This window comes from Jatrophihabitans sp. (assembly GCA_036389035.1).
Taxonomy (GTDB): Bacteria; Actinomycetota; Actinomycetes; order Mycobacteriales; family Jatrophihabitantaceae; genus Jatrophihabitans_A.
In genome coordinates this window covers 144,285-158,893 of the sequence record DASVQQ010000001.1, presented here as the reverse complement: position 1 = coordinate 158,893, position 14,609 = coordinate 144,285, and the positions used below count along the sequence as shown (strand labels likewise).

General features: G+C 69.2%; 13 protein-coding genes. 6 read left to right on the top strand and 7 right to left on the bottom strand.

What is annotated here, in order from left to right; genetic code table 11:
• The first annotated feature begins 98 nt into the window (after nt 1-98).
• Genes VF557_00600 through VF557_00580 form a run of 5 tightly spaced genes read left to right on the top strand, consistent with a single transcriptional unit; the run spans nt 99 to nt 4,831 of the window.
• Complete coding sequence (locus VF557_00600; GenBank protein HEX8078686.1) at nt 99-425, top strand: hypothetical protein; 327 nt, start codon at nt 99-101, stop codon at nt 423-425.
• Complete coding sequence (locus VF557_00595; protein HEX8078685.1) at nt 422-1,618, top strand: glycosyltransferase; 1,197 nt, start codon at nt 422-424, stop codon at nt 1,616-1,618. The genes VF557_00600 and VF557_00595 overlap by 4 nt, the downstream gene beginning before the upstream one ends.
• Nucleotides 1,611-2,630 carry an ATP-binding cassette domain-containing protein gene (locus VF557_00590; protein HEX8078684.1) on the top strand — a complete coding sequence of 340 codons (1,020 nt, stop codon included), beginning with the start codon at nt 1,611-1,613 and terminating at the stop codon, nt 2,628-2,630. Before VF557_00595 ends, VF557_00590 begins: the two co-directional genes overlap by 8 nt.
• Complete coding sequence (locus VF557_00585; protein ID HEX8078683.1) at nt 2,627-3,442, top strand: ABC transporter permease; 816 nt, start codon at nt 2,627-2,629, stop codon at nt 3,440-3,442. Before VF557_00590 ends, VF557_00585 begins: the two co-directional genes overlap by 4 nt.
• 6 nt (nt 3,443-3,448) lie before the next feature.
• The gene (locus VF557_00580; GenBank protein ID HEX8078682.1) at nt 3,449-4,831 is read left to right on the top strand and encodes a condensation domain-containing protein; all 1,383 of its coding nucleotides are present in this window, start codon (nt 3,449-3,451) and stop codon (nt 4,829-4,831) included.
• A 74-nt stretch (nt 4,832-4,905) separates the two neighbouring features.
• Here the strand turns inward: VF557_00580 and VF557_00575 are convergent, their stop codons facing one another.
• The 6 genes from VF557_00575 to VF557_00550 form a co-directional block, all read right to left on the bottom strand.
• Complete coding sequence (locus tag VF557_00575; protein HEX8078681.1) at nt 4,906-5,457, bottom strand: hypothetical protein; 552 nt, start codon at nt 5,455-5,457, stop codon at nt 4,906-4,908.
• 109 nt (nt 5,458-5,566) lie between these two features.
• The gene (locus tag VF557_00570) at nt 5,567-6,322 is read right to left on the bottom strand and encodes a GAF and ANTAR domain-containing protein (GenBank protein HEX8078680.1); all 756 of its coding nucleotides are present in this window, start codon (nt 6,320-6,322) and stop codon (nt 5,567-5,569) included.
• Between the two features lie 118 nt (nt 6,323-6,440).
• The gene (locus tag VF557_00565; protein HEX8078679.1) at nt 6,441-7,316 is read right to left on the bottom strand and encodes an LLM class flavin-dependent oxidoreductase; all 876 of its coding nucleotides are present in this window, start codon (nt 7,314-7,316) and stop codon (nt 6,441-6,443) included.
• A gap of 462 nt (nt 7,317-7,778) precedes the next feature.
• Entirely contained in the window at nt 7,779-9,353 is a 1,575-nt protein-coding gene (locus tag VF557_00560; GenBank protein ID HEX8078678.1) for a DUF3352 domain-containing protein, read from the bottom strand.
• Between the two features lie 273 nt (nt 9,354-9,626).
• Nucleotides 9,627-9,818 carry a hypothetical protein gene (locus tag VF557_00555; GenBank protein ID HEX8078677.1) on the bottom strand — a complete coding sequence of 64 codons (192 nt, stop codon included), beginning with the start codon at nt 9,816-9,818 and terminating at the stop codon, nt 9,627-9,629.
• 204 nt (nt 9,819-10,022) lie between these two features.
• Nucleotides 10,023-10,970: a hypothetical protein gene (locus VF557_00550; GenBank protein ID HEX8078676.1), complete on the bottom strand. Its 948-nt coding sequence runs from the start codon at nt 10,968-10,970 to the stop codon at nt 10,023-10,025.
• A 411-nt stretch (nt 10,971-11,381) separates the two neighbouring features.
• Between VF557_00550 and VF557_00545 the strand changes: the two genes are divergently transcribed.
• Nucleotides 11,382-12,500 carry a hypothetical protein gene (locus VF557_00545; protein HEX8078675.1) on the top strand — a complete coding sequence of 373 codons (1,119 nt, stop codon included), beginning with the start codon at nt 11,382-11,384 and terminating at the stop codon, nt 12,498-12,500.
• Nucleotides 12,501-12,529: 29 nt separating this feature from the next.
• Here VF557_00545 and VF557_00540 read toward each other — a convergent pair whose 3' ends face one another.
• Nucleotides 12,530-14,398: a condensation domain-containing protein gene (locus VF557_00540; protein ID HEX8078674.1), complete on the bottom strand. Its 1,869-nt coding sequence runs from the start codon at nt 14,396-14,398 to the stop codon at nt 12,530-12,532.
• Nucleotides 14,399-14,609: the final 211 nt, after the last annotated feature.

Here is a 14,609-nt window from a genome sequence, read left to right as displayed (position 1 = left end):
GTCGTGACTGTCCGCCTCGTTCCGGGTACTGTCCGGCCCAGCCCATCAGCTTTGCCACCATCCGTTCCATTCCGGGGAGAGGCGCCTGAGAAGTGACGGTGAACTACCCGCGCGCCGTGGGGGATGACCGGCAGTCATTTCTGGAGCTGGTCGAAATTCTGACCGCAGTCTCCGGCGAGGGCCCCGCCTGGGCCGGCGCAGTCACACCCGAGTCCCGGTTGGAAGGCGACCTCCGGATGGAGAGCCTGGAACTGGCCGCGCTCGATGACGCCCTGCGGGCCCGGTACGGGACGCGCATCGATCTTCAGGCATTTCTAACGGAGTTGGAGTTAGACGAGCTGGTCGGCTTGAAGGTCGCCGACCTGCTGGCCTACCTGGCCAGCCGTCAGACATCGGACGCCGGCACTGGACCGGCTTGCCGATGAGCCGGTTCCTGTTCGTCTCGCCTCCGTTGCTGGGTCATCTGAATCCGGCTCGGACGGTGGCGGCCGTGCTGACCGAGCACGGCCACGAAGTGGCCTGGGTCGGGTCCGAGGCCACCCTGCGCCCGTTGCTCGGCGCCGAGGCCACCATCTACCGGACCGGCACCAAGCTGCACCGCCCGCAGGCCGATCAAGGCCTGGAGTCGGTGAAGTCGGTCTGGGAACGGTTCATCGTGCCGTTCACCCGCTTCACCCTGCCCGCGGTGGAACGGGCAGTCGCCGACTACCGGCCCGACGTGCTGGTCAGCGACCAGATCACTCCGGCCGGCGCGCTGGTCGCCCACCGCCACCGGCTGCCCTGGGCCACGCTGGTGTGCTCGACCCTGGACCTGTGCCGGGCCTATCACAGGTTTCCCAAGGTCGAGCGGTGGATGAGCGACCAGCTGGCGATGCTGTGGGCCTCGGCCGGGCTGCCGGAATCCGAGCTGATCGACGTGCGGTTCTCCCCGTACCTGGTGATCGCCTTCACCGGTCGGGAGTTGACCGGCCCGCTGATGGCGCCTGCCGACGGCAGCCAGGTGCGACTGGTCGGCCCCGCCATCGGACAGCGAGCCGATGACCCGGAATTTCCGTGGCATTGGCTCGATCCGAGCCGTCGGCACGTCCTGGTCACGATGGGAACGCTGGCCTCCGAACTCGCGCAGAGTTTCAACACCCGAGCGATGGCGGCCTTCGCGCCGATGGCCCGCGATGTTCAGGCGATCGTGCTGGGAGAGGCGGACACCGTTGCCCAGCACGCTGAGAACGTGCTGATGCTGCCCAGGGCTCCCGTGCTGCGGCTGTTGCCGAAAATGGACCTGGTGGTGTCTCACGGTGGCTTGAACACGGTGTGCGAGTCGCTGGGGCACGGGGTGCCGCTGGTGGTCGCCCCCATCCGGCATGACCAGCCGGTCAATGCCAGGCAGGTCGTCGAGGCCGGCGCGGGCGTCCGGGTTCGGTTCGCCCGGGTGAGCCCTGCCGAGTTGCGGGCGGCGGTCCGCACGGTGCTCGACGATGCCCGCTACCGCGAGGCGGCCGGCCGGATTGCCGAGTCCTTCGTGGCAGCCGGTGGCGCGGCCGCCGCGGCCCAGAGCCTGCGACAGTTGGCCACCACCCAGCGAATCGGTGCACAGATGCCGGCCTCCTCCCATGCTTGACGCGCTCGGAATCGCTGACGGCGACCGGCCGCCCGACCCACACCCGGAGTCCTTGATGATCGAGACCAGGGGGCTGCGCAAGACGTTCAGCCTGAAGAGCAAACGCAAATCCGTATCGGTGCAAGCCGTTCGGGGCATCGACCTCTCGGTCAAGGCCGGCGAGATCTTCGGCTTCCTGGGCCCCAACGGCGCCGGCAAGACCACCACGCTGCGCATGCTGTCGACCTTGATCGTCCCCGACGGCGGCCAGGCCACCATCGCCGGCGCCAACCTGCTCACCGAACCGGCCGAGGTGCGACGCCGGATCGGCTACGTGGCCCAGGGCGGTGGCACCAACGAGGAGGTGACCGCCCGTGAGGAGCTGGTGCTGCAGGCCAGAATGCACGGTCTGAGCAAGTCCGAGGCGCAGCACCGGACATCGACGGCGCTGGCGGCCTTCGAGCTGACCGACTACGCCGACCGGCACTGCTCGACCTATTCCGGCGGCCAGCGACGGCGGGTGGATGTCGCTCTGGGTGTCATCCACAGTCCGAAGCTGCTGTTTCTCGACGAGCCGACCGCGAGCCTTGACCCGCAGAGCCGGGCCCGGATGTGGGAGGAGGTGCGGCGGTTGCGCGCCGAGGGCATGACCGTGTTTCTCACGACCCACTATCTCGAGGAGGCCGACGCGCTGTGTGACCGCATCGCGATCATCGACAACGGTGAGATCGTCGCCGAGGGCACTCCGGACCAGCTCAAGCACGAGATCTCCGGTGACGTCGTCACGGTCGGCCTCAACGGCTCCTCACCGTTGGCGGCCGAGGTGCTGCGCGACATGGCCTACGTGCGCCAGGTCGAGGTGAGCGAGGAAGTGGGGCTGCGGCTGTACGTCGACGACGGGGCGAGCGCCATCCCGCAGATCTTGCGGACCCTGGACGGCCACGGCATCGAGTTCGGCCGGATGGAGCTGCAACGGCCGAGCCTTGATGACGTCTTCCTGGCCAAGACCGGCAGATCGCTGCGGGAATCATGAGCGCCGTCACGATGACCGGCCACCGCGCCGGATGGGCGTCGGCCGCTGTCAAGTTCAGCCGTGAGGTGTGGCTGGTCTTTCAGCGCCAGATGCTCATCGTGACCCGCACGCCGGTCCGGCTGGTGATCGGCATCGTGCAACCGATCGCCTACCTGGTGCTGTTCGCGCCGCTGTTGAAGCCCGCGCTGGCCTCGGTCGGCGCTCGCAGCACCGCCGACGCCTACCGCATCTACGTGCCCGGCCTGCTGGTCGTGCTGGTGTTGCTCAGCGGACTGTTCACCGGCTTCGGACTGCTGGCCGAACTGCGGGCCGGAGTCATCGAACGGGCCCGGGTGACGCCGGTCAGCAGGTTCGCGTTGCTGATGGGCCGCGCGTTGAGCGAGGTCGCCACCCTGATGGGCCAAGCGGTGCTGATCACCATTCTTGCCATACCGTTCGGCCTGACGGTGCGCATCGGCCCGTTGCTGCTGGCCTACCTGCTGCTGATCATGATGGGCCTGCTGGCCACCTCGCTGTCCTATGTCGCGGCGCTGCTGATCCGCAACCCGGCGGCGCTGGGCCCGCTGATGAATACCGTGGCGCAACCGCTGGCATTGCTCTCGGGCGTGCTGTTGCCACTCACGCTGGCCCCGGAGTGGTTGCTCGACATCGCGCGGTGGAACCCCTTCTACTGGGCGACGAACGCCAACCGGGCACTGTTCGGCGGCCAGCTGGATGACCCGGTGGTGTGGCAGGGAATGCTGCTGGTGATCGTCATGATGGTGCCCGCGATGATGTGCGCCATCCGGCTGTTCGCGCGCAGGGTGCGCTGACGGTCGATGCCGACTGATCGGGGGACCGGCGCGCGCGTACAGCAGATCCTCGTTCGGTTCGAGGGCGAGGGCGAGGGCAGCGAGGAGCTGACCTGGAGCCAGGTGGCCTTCTGGCACTGCATCCGCGACACTGGCCAGTCCGCGACCATGGGCGGGGTGGCTCCCATGCCAGCCGGCACCACGGTCCAGCGGATGGCCGACATGCTGGCCTACCTGATGGGTCGTCACCAGTCACTGCGGACCCGACTCTGGTTCGGGCCGGACGGCCAGGTCCGGCAGGTGTGCTCGGCCTCGGGCGAGGCGGCGCTGTCGGTCGTGGAAGCCGGCGAGGCCGACCCCGCCGAACTCGCCGAGCAGACCCGTCAGCGCTGTGCCGAGCAGAACTTCGACTACGTCAACGAGTGGCCGTTCCGGATGACGGTCATCACTCAGGCCGGCGCGGTCACCCACCTCGTCGTGATGTACCTGCACCTGGCGCTGGACGCCGGCGGCCTGGCCGTGATGCTGAGCGATATGTTCGCCCGCGACCCGGTGACCGGCGCCCCGGCAGGCCCGCTGACCGCGATCCCTCCGATGGAGCAGGCCAAACGGCAACGCGAGCCGGCTGCCCGGCGCCAGTCGGCTGCCGCCCTCAAGCACCTGGAGCAGGTGATGCGGGCGGTGACGCCCGGCTGGTTCGGCCCACCGCGGTTGCCCGGCCCGCCCACCTTTCAGATGATCCGCTTCAGATCACCGGCCCTGGCGCTGGCGATCGAGCGGATCGTCGCCCAGCAGAGCGTGAACAGTTCGGCGGCGTTGCTGGCCATGTTCGCGGTCGGGCTGGCCCGCCATACCGGAGACAACCCGGCAGTGGCGATGGTGATGGTGGGCAACCGGTTCCGGCCCGGCCTGACCGAGTCGGTCAGCTGCCTGGTGCAGATCAGCCCGTACCTGATCGATGTGGCCGGCATCAGCCTGGGTGAGGCGGTGGCCAGGGCGAGCAGCAGCCTGCTGCACACCTACAAGAATGCCTATTACGACTCCATCGACCAGGAGCTGCTGATCGACCGGGTCAGCCGAGAGCTGGGCTATGACTTCGATTTCTGCTGCCTCTACAACGACCGCCGCAAGGACACGCCGCCCGCCGAGCCCAGGCTGCCGGCCGGCGATCAGCAGATTCTGGCCGCCGTGGCGCACAGCAGTTGGGCCTGGGAGGAGCAAGCGGACATGTCCACCCGCAAGCTGTTCGTCAATGTCGATGACTCGGCCACGACGATCGATCTGGTGATATCGGCGGACGGCCGTTACTTCGACGTCACAGACCTGCACGGGCTGTTCCACGCGATCGAGGCGGCGGCGGTGACGGCTGCCCTCGATCCCGGCGAATCGACCGGCGTCCCAGCCGGATAGAACCAGGGTGCTCAGCCGGCTCGCCGACCCGCGCCGATCGGCCTGAGCCGGTCGGCGCGAGCCGCCTACTCAGCTCAGCGAAGCGGGTCGCCGTCGGTGCGATCACCTCGCACGGTGCGGTCATCCTGCACGGTGCGGTCTTCATGCACGACACGGTCACCCTGCACCGTGCGGTCCTCACGCACGGTGCGGTCCTCATGCACGACACGGTCGCCCTGCACGGTGCGGTCATCCTGCACGGTGCGGTCGCCCTGCACGGTGCGGTCGCCCTGCACGGTGCGGTCATCCTGCAGGCGGGGGTCCAGGGTGCTGGCCCGCTCCTGCAGCCGCTGGGCCTCGGCCCGCTCACGCTCGGCCTCGGCCATCCGCTGCTGGGCGTCGCGTTCGTTGTCGGACGCCCGCAACTCGGCCTCGGCGCGCTCGCGGCGGGCTCGTGCGGCCTGCTCCTCGGCCGCGGCCTGCGCCGACTCGGCCCGGACGGAGCGCTCGTTGGCCTCTTCCAGGTGCTGTTGAGCCTCGACCCGCTTGCGCTCGGTGGCCCGGCCGCGCACCCGGGGGAGCACGACCAGCGCGAGGATGGCGAGCACGACGAGCACCACGATGATGACGATAATGAGCGTTTCCATAGCAACGTCCCTTCTGGTTGACAAGACGTTAACGTCAAGCGCCGTCAGACGCCACCATAGGGGTGCCGGTCACCGTGATCGCCGCGGCGGCGATCCGGTCGGATGAGGGCTACCCGATGGGCAGCACTCCGGTGCGGCACAGCTCGTCGCTGACCGTCCGGAGCTTGGTGTGGGTGCGCTGGGAGGCCTTCACCAGCAGCGCGAAAGCCTCATCCTGGGTCACCCGGTAACGCTCCATCAGGATGCCCTTGGCCTGGCCGATGACATCGCGGCTGGACAGCGCGACCGTCATGTTGCGCCGCCACTCCTGGTCGGCCAGGGCGATCGTGGCGTTGGCGGCGAAGACGGCGGCCAGCACCCGGGACTCCTCGTTGAAAGCATCCGGCCGGCCGGAGGCCAGGCTCAGCGAGCCGTAGTTGCGATCCTGGGCGATCAGCGGCGTGCACATCATGCTGCCCACCCCGAGCCGGGTGGCCTCGGCGGTGAACAGCGGCCAGCGACTCTCGGCTGCCACGTCGCTCACCCAGACCGGGCCCAGTTGGCTGACCGCGTCCAGGCAGGGCCCCTCGCCGACATCGTTCTGCAGCGCGATCACCTCAGGGGTCAGCGGTCCCGAGGTGGCCCGTGCCTCCAGCCGGCCGGGACCGGCCGGAATGACCAGAGCCGAGAACTCGGTGCCGGGGATGAGGTCCACCGCGCACTCGGTGATCATTGTCAACGGATCGGCGGCACCGCTGTGGACGTTCAGCGCCAACTCGGCCAGCGCTGTCGCGAAGGCGTTGGCGTCGCCACCCGGCCGCCCACCGGCCCGCCGGCGCTGCTGACCCTTATCCGCGGGCGGTGTCTGCTCAAGCAATTCAGACATGTTTCCTTCCTTGGGCTGGACACGTCCCAACCCCAAACTGACCGGATAATGATGCCTTAATCACAGGGAATTGGCACATCCGACAGGCCGTGAGGCGGGCCACCCGGCGCCGCGGCGGTCAGGGCCCGGCTTCGATCCGCTCGCGCATGGCCGCCAGCGGCCAGGGGCGGTCCTCCGCCCAGCCGTAGCGCCAGGGATGCACCGCCTCGACCCACCAGGTGGCTCCGGCGTCGCGATGCTCGGCGTAGCGCTCGAGCCGGCCGGGGTCACCGCCCTCGGTCTCACCCGGGACGGCGAGGTCATAGGGCGCGTCGGCGCCACCTGCCGGACCGGTGCGCAGCGAGGCCATCCGGGCCGCGACCGCCGCGGTGTCGGCCACCTCCCAGTTGCCGTCCAGGCGCATCGGCACCACGCCGTCCCAGCGCGCGGCCCGGCGGAAGGGCCTGGTTCCGGGCCAGGTGCCTCCTACCCAGATCGGGATGCGGGGCTGCTGCAGCGGTGGCGGGTAGCAGACGGCTGACCAGTCCGGGCCTGCCACCCGGTAGTGCCGGCCCTCGTGGTGAACCGGCTCACCGGTCCACAGCCGCTCCAGCAACTCCAGATGCTCATCGAGCATCTGGCCGCGGGCCACCGCGTCGGGCTGCTCGCCGCAGTAGTCCCATTCGAAGGGGCCGCCGCCGATTCCAACCCCCAGCACCAGCCGGCCGTGGCTGAGCCGGTCCAGGGTGACGCTCTGGCGCGCCACCACGAGCGGGCGGCGCCGGGGGAGCGGCGTGACCAGGGTGCCCAGCCGGATGCGCCGGGTGGCGCAGGCCGCCGCGGTCAGCGCGATCCACGGATCCACCACGTCGACCGGGCCCGGGGAGAAGGCGAACAGGTGGTCCCACAGGAAGAAGCCGTCCCACCCGGCAGACTCCGCCGCGACCGCCCAGTCGGCCACCAGAGCGGCGTCCAACCCGGTTCCGAAGCAGGGGACCGACACACCATGGCGCATCGGGCGAACCTACCGCGCGGCTGGAAGAGGGGGCGAGAGGGAAACGCCGGGTCAGGATTCGGTGTCGGCCAGCCGGACGTCGTTCTGCCGCTGCCGGAAGTCACACGATCCCGGATGCCGCTCGGGAAGCAGGCAGATCCGGCCGCTGGCCAGGTGGGTCATGCCGCAACGATGGGCCTGGGCCGCGGCCGTGTTGATCTGGCTGTTGTGGCTCTCTGCGCGTATCGGGCTCGGACGAGGGGAAAGCTTGTCAGGAGAAGTCATGGCGAGTGCCGTTCTGCCGCTTTTTGGACTGGCGCAGCGAAGCTCGGAACCAGCGCGATAGCTGGCATCCGGGATGCCCTGCGCGGCGGTCAGCCTAATCCGCGGCAGGTTGCGACCAGGTGAGCAACAGGTCTCCAGTTGCGCACAACAGCCGGTAGGACGGCAGCGGCTGTGCTGCTGGCGGCGGAAATCGCCCCGCTATCGGGTGGTCAGCCGGAAGTTGATCCGGCTGCCGTCCGAGGTCGGGACGACGCTCAACCCGAGGGCGCCCACGTGCTTCCAGTCAGCCTTGTCCTTGGCAGAGGCGTGCTTGTCGGAATCGAGGATGGCGCCGAGGTTGAGGTATCCGATCAGGCCGGCGTCGGCCCGGTCGGGCACCGCCTTCTGAAATGCCGGATCCGCCCCCAAGGTCCGGGCGCCGGCCGTCGACCGCGGGTCATAGCCGGCGCTGTTGCTGACCAGGTAGCCATCGGCGGTGGCTCGGGTGTGCAGGCTGTCGGCGGGAAAGCCGAACGGGCGTCCCAGCGAGTCCACTACTCGCATTGCCCTGCCGGCGTCGTCGGTGGTGACCTGGGCGGCGATCTCGGGGTCCCCGCTGGCGCCCTGCGGCAGCCGGAGCGAGAGGGTGGCGTCGCTGCCGAACAGCGCCACCAGGTCCTCGGGCAGTCGCAGGCCGGTCTCTTCGAGGAAGTCCTCCAATTCCCCACCCAGGCCCAACGCCGTCGATGCGCCCGCCCAGGCCTGCTTGAATGCCTCGCCCAGACCGGTGACCTCCAGCGCCGCGCTGGTGTCAACCGCGCCCAGCCTGGCCAGGGTCCCGTTCACCGGCTTTCCGGCCAGCCGCGGCTCGCCGCTGACCACCCGCTGGCGCGAGACGGCTGAGATCTCGAGGTAGTCCGAGCTCGCGTGGGCTCCGATGACGATCCGCCCCTTGGCCGCTGCCAGCGTGTCAAGGCGATCAAGGCCCTGCCACCTGGAGCTAGATCCTGATCGGGTGCCGGCCTTCAGCGCCGCCACGGTGGCCTCGAGGTCAGCCCAGCCGACCGCGAGCTGGTCACCGTCGAGTGCCTTGAGGTCGGCGCGGTAGTGCTCGGCGCCGGCCAGCGTCGCGCGCCGCACACCGGCCAGCACCGCCTCGGCATGCGGTTGGCTGTCGGTGACCAGCGCGTAGCCGTCGATGGTGACGTAGCCGAAGGCCCGCTCGGTCCGGGCGACCTTGCTGAACGCGGCCTTCATCTTCGCCTCGTCGGTGTAGGCCACCGCGAGAACCGGGTCCAGGCCGGCCTCGCTGGCCGGGTTGGGCACCGCCGCCACCGCGATCCGGTCACCGAGCCAGGGCTTGATCTCGGTGGCGTAATCCAGCTCGCTCTGCTTGTCGAAGAATTCCGACAGGATGGCGTCCCTGGCGCCGTCGAGATCGGACGCGCCCTTGGAGATCGCCGGGAACTTCTTCGACAGCCGGTAGGCCGCGACCTTCTGGCCGGCGGCCGGATCGAGGTCCAGTTTGACGAAAGCGACGGTATTGGCAGGAAGAACTCGTTCGGGCTGAATTCCACTGCTGGCCAGCATCGTGTAGGCGTAGGCCGCCACCGCGCCGCCGGCCGCCACCGCGGCCAGGGTGAGGCCGGCGATGATCTTCTTGCCATGGCCGCCCTTTCGGGGCGGCGGTGGGTAGGCGTGGGGCAGGTAGACATCAGGGTGCTGAAAGGCCTCGGGCGGCAACGGCGGCGCCGAGTACTCCGGCTGGTCCGGTCCATAATTCGAATGCGTCATGAACCGCTTCCGGCCTTCCGTCGATCTGCGTCCCCGATCCTGCATCAATCGACCAAGGGTGGCAGGATCTTAATTCTGGCCACTGACCGGTTTCGAAGCTGGTGGACCGACTGCTGATTCGAGGTGTTCCGGAGAAACGTTCACCCGGACCGCAGTGATAGATCACTGCGGCCCGGGGAACACTCAGCGCGGCGCTGCGGCCGTCATATTCTCGTCGCGATTGCCTTCATCGTCTCCGGGTGAACGCTGTCACGATGGCCCGGAGCAGGGGTTCTACCAGTGAAAGCCGTCGTCCTGGGTCGACTGTCCGGAGCTGCTTGCGATTACCGCGTGCTGGGACGTGCCGGCGGTCGGAGCGGCGGCGGCATCAGGCGCCACGCTCAGGGTGCACACTGCCAGGAACGCGGCGATGAGCCCGGTGGTGGTGACGCGGACGGCCTTGATGTTAAGTGCCGATGTAAACATGAGAACTCCCGGATTTAAGTAGAAACCCCTTTGGGCCACTGCGCAATTCCTGTCTGCTCAGGAAGGCGAGCCGCAAAGTCGTGCGATGGGAGAACTGTGTCAGGAAATCAAGAAGATAAGGAGAAATCTACGTGTCATAGAACTGCTTCGGCAACATGCTGACACGAACGCTTGAACCCATATTGCAGTCATGGCCGGGCCGCACTATTCGGGTGGGCGCAGCCATCCGCGCATGGCGGCCTGCATGCCGGCCTCGAAGCGGGAGCCGGCCTCCAGCCGCACCATGAGGTCAGCGATCTGGCGCCGGACGGTGCGCACCGACACCCCGAGATGCCGGGCCGCTGCCTCGTCCTTGACCCCCATGCTGAGCAGCTGCAGCAGGATCCGGTCCAGGTCGGTCGGGCCTTCGGCGCCGGCTGTCTCGATCCGCGGCGGCAGGCTGTCGCGCTCCTCGGCGGTGGCCTGGGACCACACCAGGTCGAAGCTGAGCACGAGCATCGCGGCGACGCCTTCGCCCTCCAGGCGCAGCGCCGCTCGCCGGTTGTCGGCGGTGTGGCTGGGGATCATTCCGGCCTGCCGGTCGAAGACCAGCAGCCGGGCGGGCACCACCTTGGCGTAGCGGACTTCGGCGCCATGCTTGGTCACTGTCTGGTGGTAGGCCCGCACCGCCGGGTCGGTGCGGCAATCCTCCCGGTACACCGAGCGGATCTTGACGCCTCGGGCCAGCGCCGCCACGTCCATGGCCTGGGCAGAGGCCAACTGCTCGGCGGTGTAGGAGGTGTCCGGGTGCAGGGCGAGCACCTCGCGCTGCACCTTCTGGCTCCAGGTCTCCAGCTCGCGCTGGATCGCCTCCCGGCCCACCAGCTCCACGACCTCGCCGGCCATCGAAGGCTGGGAGGTCGCCTCCAGGTAATCGCTGAGCAGCGACTCCAGCCCGAGCCGGGACTCGGCCAGCTCCTCCTGCCGGTGCGCCAGCTCGGTCTCCTGCCGGCGCAGCGCCGCGTCCAGCAGCAGCTGGGGATTGCCGAAGGCGATGCCGCTGTCGTCGTCCCAGGAATCCCGGATCAGTCCTGCCTGGATCAGTTGGGCGCGAGCCGTAGTCACCTCGGTGACCGGAACGCCCAATTTATGCGCGGCGACGTCATCGCCCACCATCGGCTCCTGCAGCAGAAACCGATACAGAGTTTCAGCGGCCTCAGAGAAACCGAGTGACTCCAGCATGCACTTCTCCGACTGACCCCGTTGTGTCCGAGTGTGCGGAATACACGCACCCGACCAGCATCCCACAAAGAGCTCGAAGATTTGGCCTGAACTCGTTTCAGTAATTCTTTGCAGAGGCAAAGGTTTCGTATGAAAACCAAGAATCGTTTTCGGAAGGCGCGGCAGCCAGGCAGCGCCGATGACTGATCAGGGCCGTTGACCAGGTTTGTCACGGCAACACCCTGCCATGGCAGCCGGTGCGGCTTACCGGATCTGTGGTGAGGCGATTAGCTGTAGCAGAACCCCCGGGTGCCGCGGTCCAACAACGGCAACGAGCACTCGCGGTGCGAGGAGGCGAGCACTGTGAGCAGACCAGTGGCAGTCCTGGACGGCATGGCCGCGGCGACGGCACGTGCCTCGGGCAAGCTCCGTGACGGCCGGCGGAAGGCCGGCGCCTTGCACCAGGTGCTGGACCGGACCAGGGAACGCTCGCGGGTCGCGAACATCCCCGACGCGCACGTCGACGGGCTCTATCGTTACGCGCTGGCCCATGGCGGCATCGTCACCGAGGAGGCCGCCGGCGCCGAGCTGGGCCTGACCCCCGCGGAGGTGACCGCGGCTGTCGAGCAGCTGCTGTCCTGCCGGCTGCTGCGGGAGGAGAGCGGCGAAAGTGACTGCCTGGTAGCGGTGGACCCCGAGATCGCGGCAGCTCTGGTGGTCACGCCGATGGAGCAGGAGATCGCCCACCGGCGCGAACTCATCGCCCAAGTCAGGCAGCGCACCGAGACGCTGCGCCAGGACTACGCCGAGAGCAGCCAGCTACCGGGCGCGCCCGCGACGATCGAGCACGTCACCGGCTGTATGGAGGTTCGGGGCACCCTGAAGCTGGCCAGCGACACCTGCCGCGACGAGGTCATCGTGCTGCTGTCCGGGCACCAGGAGGACGGCCAGTTCACCGACTACCTGCGGGTCTGCGGGCAGCTGCTCGAGCGGGGCGTCAACGTCCAGATCATCTGCCAGCACCGCAGCCGGGCGGACCTGGTGACCCGGATGAAGATCAAGCAGGTGATCGACGCCGGCGCGCGGGTGCGCACGGTCAGCCACCTGCCCCGGGCAGCCGTGGTGTTCGACCGGTCGCTGGCTGTCCTGCTCGGTTCGGCCAACGGCGAGGGAACCGCGGCCCGGGTACGCGATGACGGCATCGTGCAGTTCCTGCTGGACATGTTCGACCACATGTGGGACGGGGCCATGCCGCTGGACTCCTTCGAGTCCGGCTACGCCGAGGCGGCCGGTGACCTGCGCCAGACCATCGCGGGCCTGATGGCCAAGGGCTACACCGACGAGGTGCTGGCCCGCAAGATGGGCATGTCGGTGCGCACCTGCCGGCGCCACATCGCCTCGCTGATGCACGATCTGGACGCGGTCAGCCGCTTCCAGGCCGGCGTGCTGGCCGCCCGCCGCAGCATCGTCGAAGGCGCCTGACCCACCGGCTTGGGCCGGCCCCGAGTGACTCAGGACGTCGGGGTCAGGTCGGGCGCCAGCGCCAGGAGCGGTCGGGCGCCGGCAAGCTGATGCAGCGACACCCCGTCCCAACCGCGCCGGCGCAGTTCCTGCAGCACCTGGGGGATCCGCAGCACCCGGCCGCCGGCCACGGTGTAGCTGTCCGACAGGTCCAGCTCGCCCAGCCCGTTCACCAGCCGCACCGCTGCGGCCAAGGCCTGTTCGCCGGCTGACACCGGGGCCACCGGCTCGCCGCTGCGCCCGTCGCCCGCGGTGCGGCCGATCGGCCCGTCAGCGGCCGGCCAGCAGATGTCGAACCAGTCCGGGCACCGAAGGCCCGCGTGGTCATAGAGCTGGGAGAGCAGGTGCGTCCGCAGTCGCGCGGCGCTGACCGGCCGGTCGGTGGTGACGTCGGCGACCAGCCGCCCCGAGTCCTCGGACAGCCGCGCCCCGGTGACCGCCGGATGGCGCAGCAGCACCGTCTCGGCGGCGCCCAGATCGGGCCCGGTGGCCGATCGCGTCCCGGAGTCACCAGCGGGCGGAGCGTCGAAGCCGGCCAGCGCGGCCACCTCGCTGAGCCGCGGCTCGGCAGCCGAACCGGCGCAGGCCAGCAGCACCGTCTCGTACCCGCGCAGAAACCGCTCGACCGTCTCGGCGTCGAGCACCGTGGACAGCGCGTTCAGTCCCAACACCACCGCGTCCCGCAGCTCATAGATCCGGAAGTAGCTCTCGGCGCCGGACGCTGCCCAGGCGGTAGGCGGGGCGTTCTGAGTGAACCTGGTGCGCCGGGCTCCGCTGGTGTGCGAGGCGTGGCTGAGAAAGTTCAGCTCCGAGCCGATCCGGACTGCCTCGCCCCGGTGAAAGCTCTGGGCCGAGACGAGTTCGACCAGCTCGTCGTAGGGCGCCTGGTCATCGCCGCCGCTGAGCTGGAAACGCCGCTCCACCCGCCGCAGCACCTCGGTGAACGTCGGGTCGTCGTGGCAGTCCAGCGACACCAGCAGCGGCGAGAACTCACACGTCATCACGTCGGCGTAGTCAGCCCGGTCGCGATTGCCGTTGAAGGACAGGAAACTCACCTGCGGGCTGCCGGTGTAGGCAGCGAGCAGCATGGCGTAGCCGGCAAGGTGCACCAGCGACGGCCACACCTGGTGGCGCCCGGCGATCCGCCGGGCCGCCGCCAGCAAGGCAGGCGAGGTCAGGGTGGCGCTGCAGGCGCTCGGCGCGTCCGCGGGCCGCCTGCGCGCCCGAAAGGTGTCGGCCGGCAACTGCTCGATCTCGGCCCGCCACCGGGCCATCGCGCGGTCCTTCACAGCGATGGCGGCCGGACTCGCTTCGTGCCGGGCCAGATCCAGCGGCTGGTGCCGGACCGGTTCCAGCACCGCCGGGCGACCGGCGGCGATGGCGGCGCCCACCACCCGCAACTCGCGCTCCAGCATCTCCACGGTCCAGGCGTCGAAGGCCATGTGGTTGAGCACCAGCACCAGCTGCCGTGGCAGCCCGCCGGTGGTGACGACACAAGCTCGGACCGGCCACTCCGACGCCAGGTCGAACTCGGCGAGGGTGAGCCGTTCGACCGCCTCGGACGGGCTCTCGGCGCCGTCCCGCTCGCTGGTCACGATGACCAGCGGCAGCCCGGCCGGCGGGTGCACCTGCTGCCGGGGATCAGCCCGGTCCAGGTGATAGGTGGTCCGCAGCGCCTCGTGCCGTCGCACCAGGTAATTCAGCATCAGCCGCATGCCGGCGACCGTGGCGCCATCGGGAAGGTCGAACCGGCAGAGGATGTGCGCTTCGTGACGGTGCTCGCTCGGCAGCTGGTGGTGGCGCAACCAGATGTAGCGCTGACCCCAGCAGAGGTCCGCGCTCTTGTGCTCGGGCGGCATGCGCGGACCTCCGTCGTTCGCTGTGCCACGCCTGGCGCGGGAAGTTCTCGAGTGAGCCCCATCCTCGCCTGCCCGGCGCCGGCATTCAATGCGAGCCCGGTGGCAGGTTTTGGACGGCAGAACTGTCCACCGGCGGAGCCGTGGCAACCGTTGACTGTCACTGCGCCGCCCTTGATCCTGAAGTCAAACCGCATGGTGTCCCGCGGTGTGC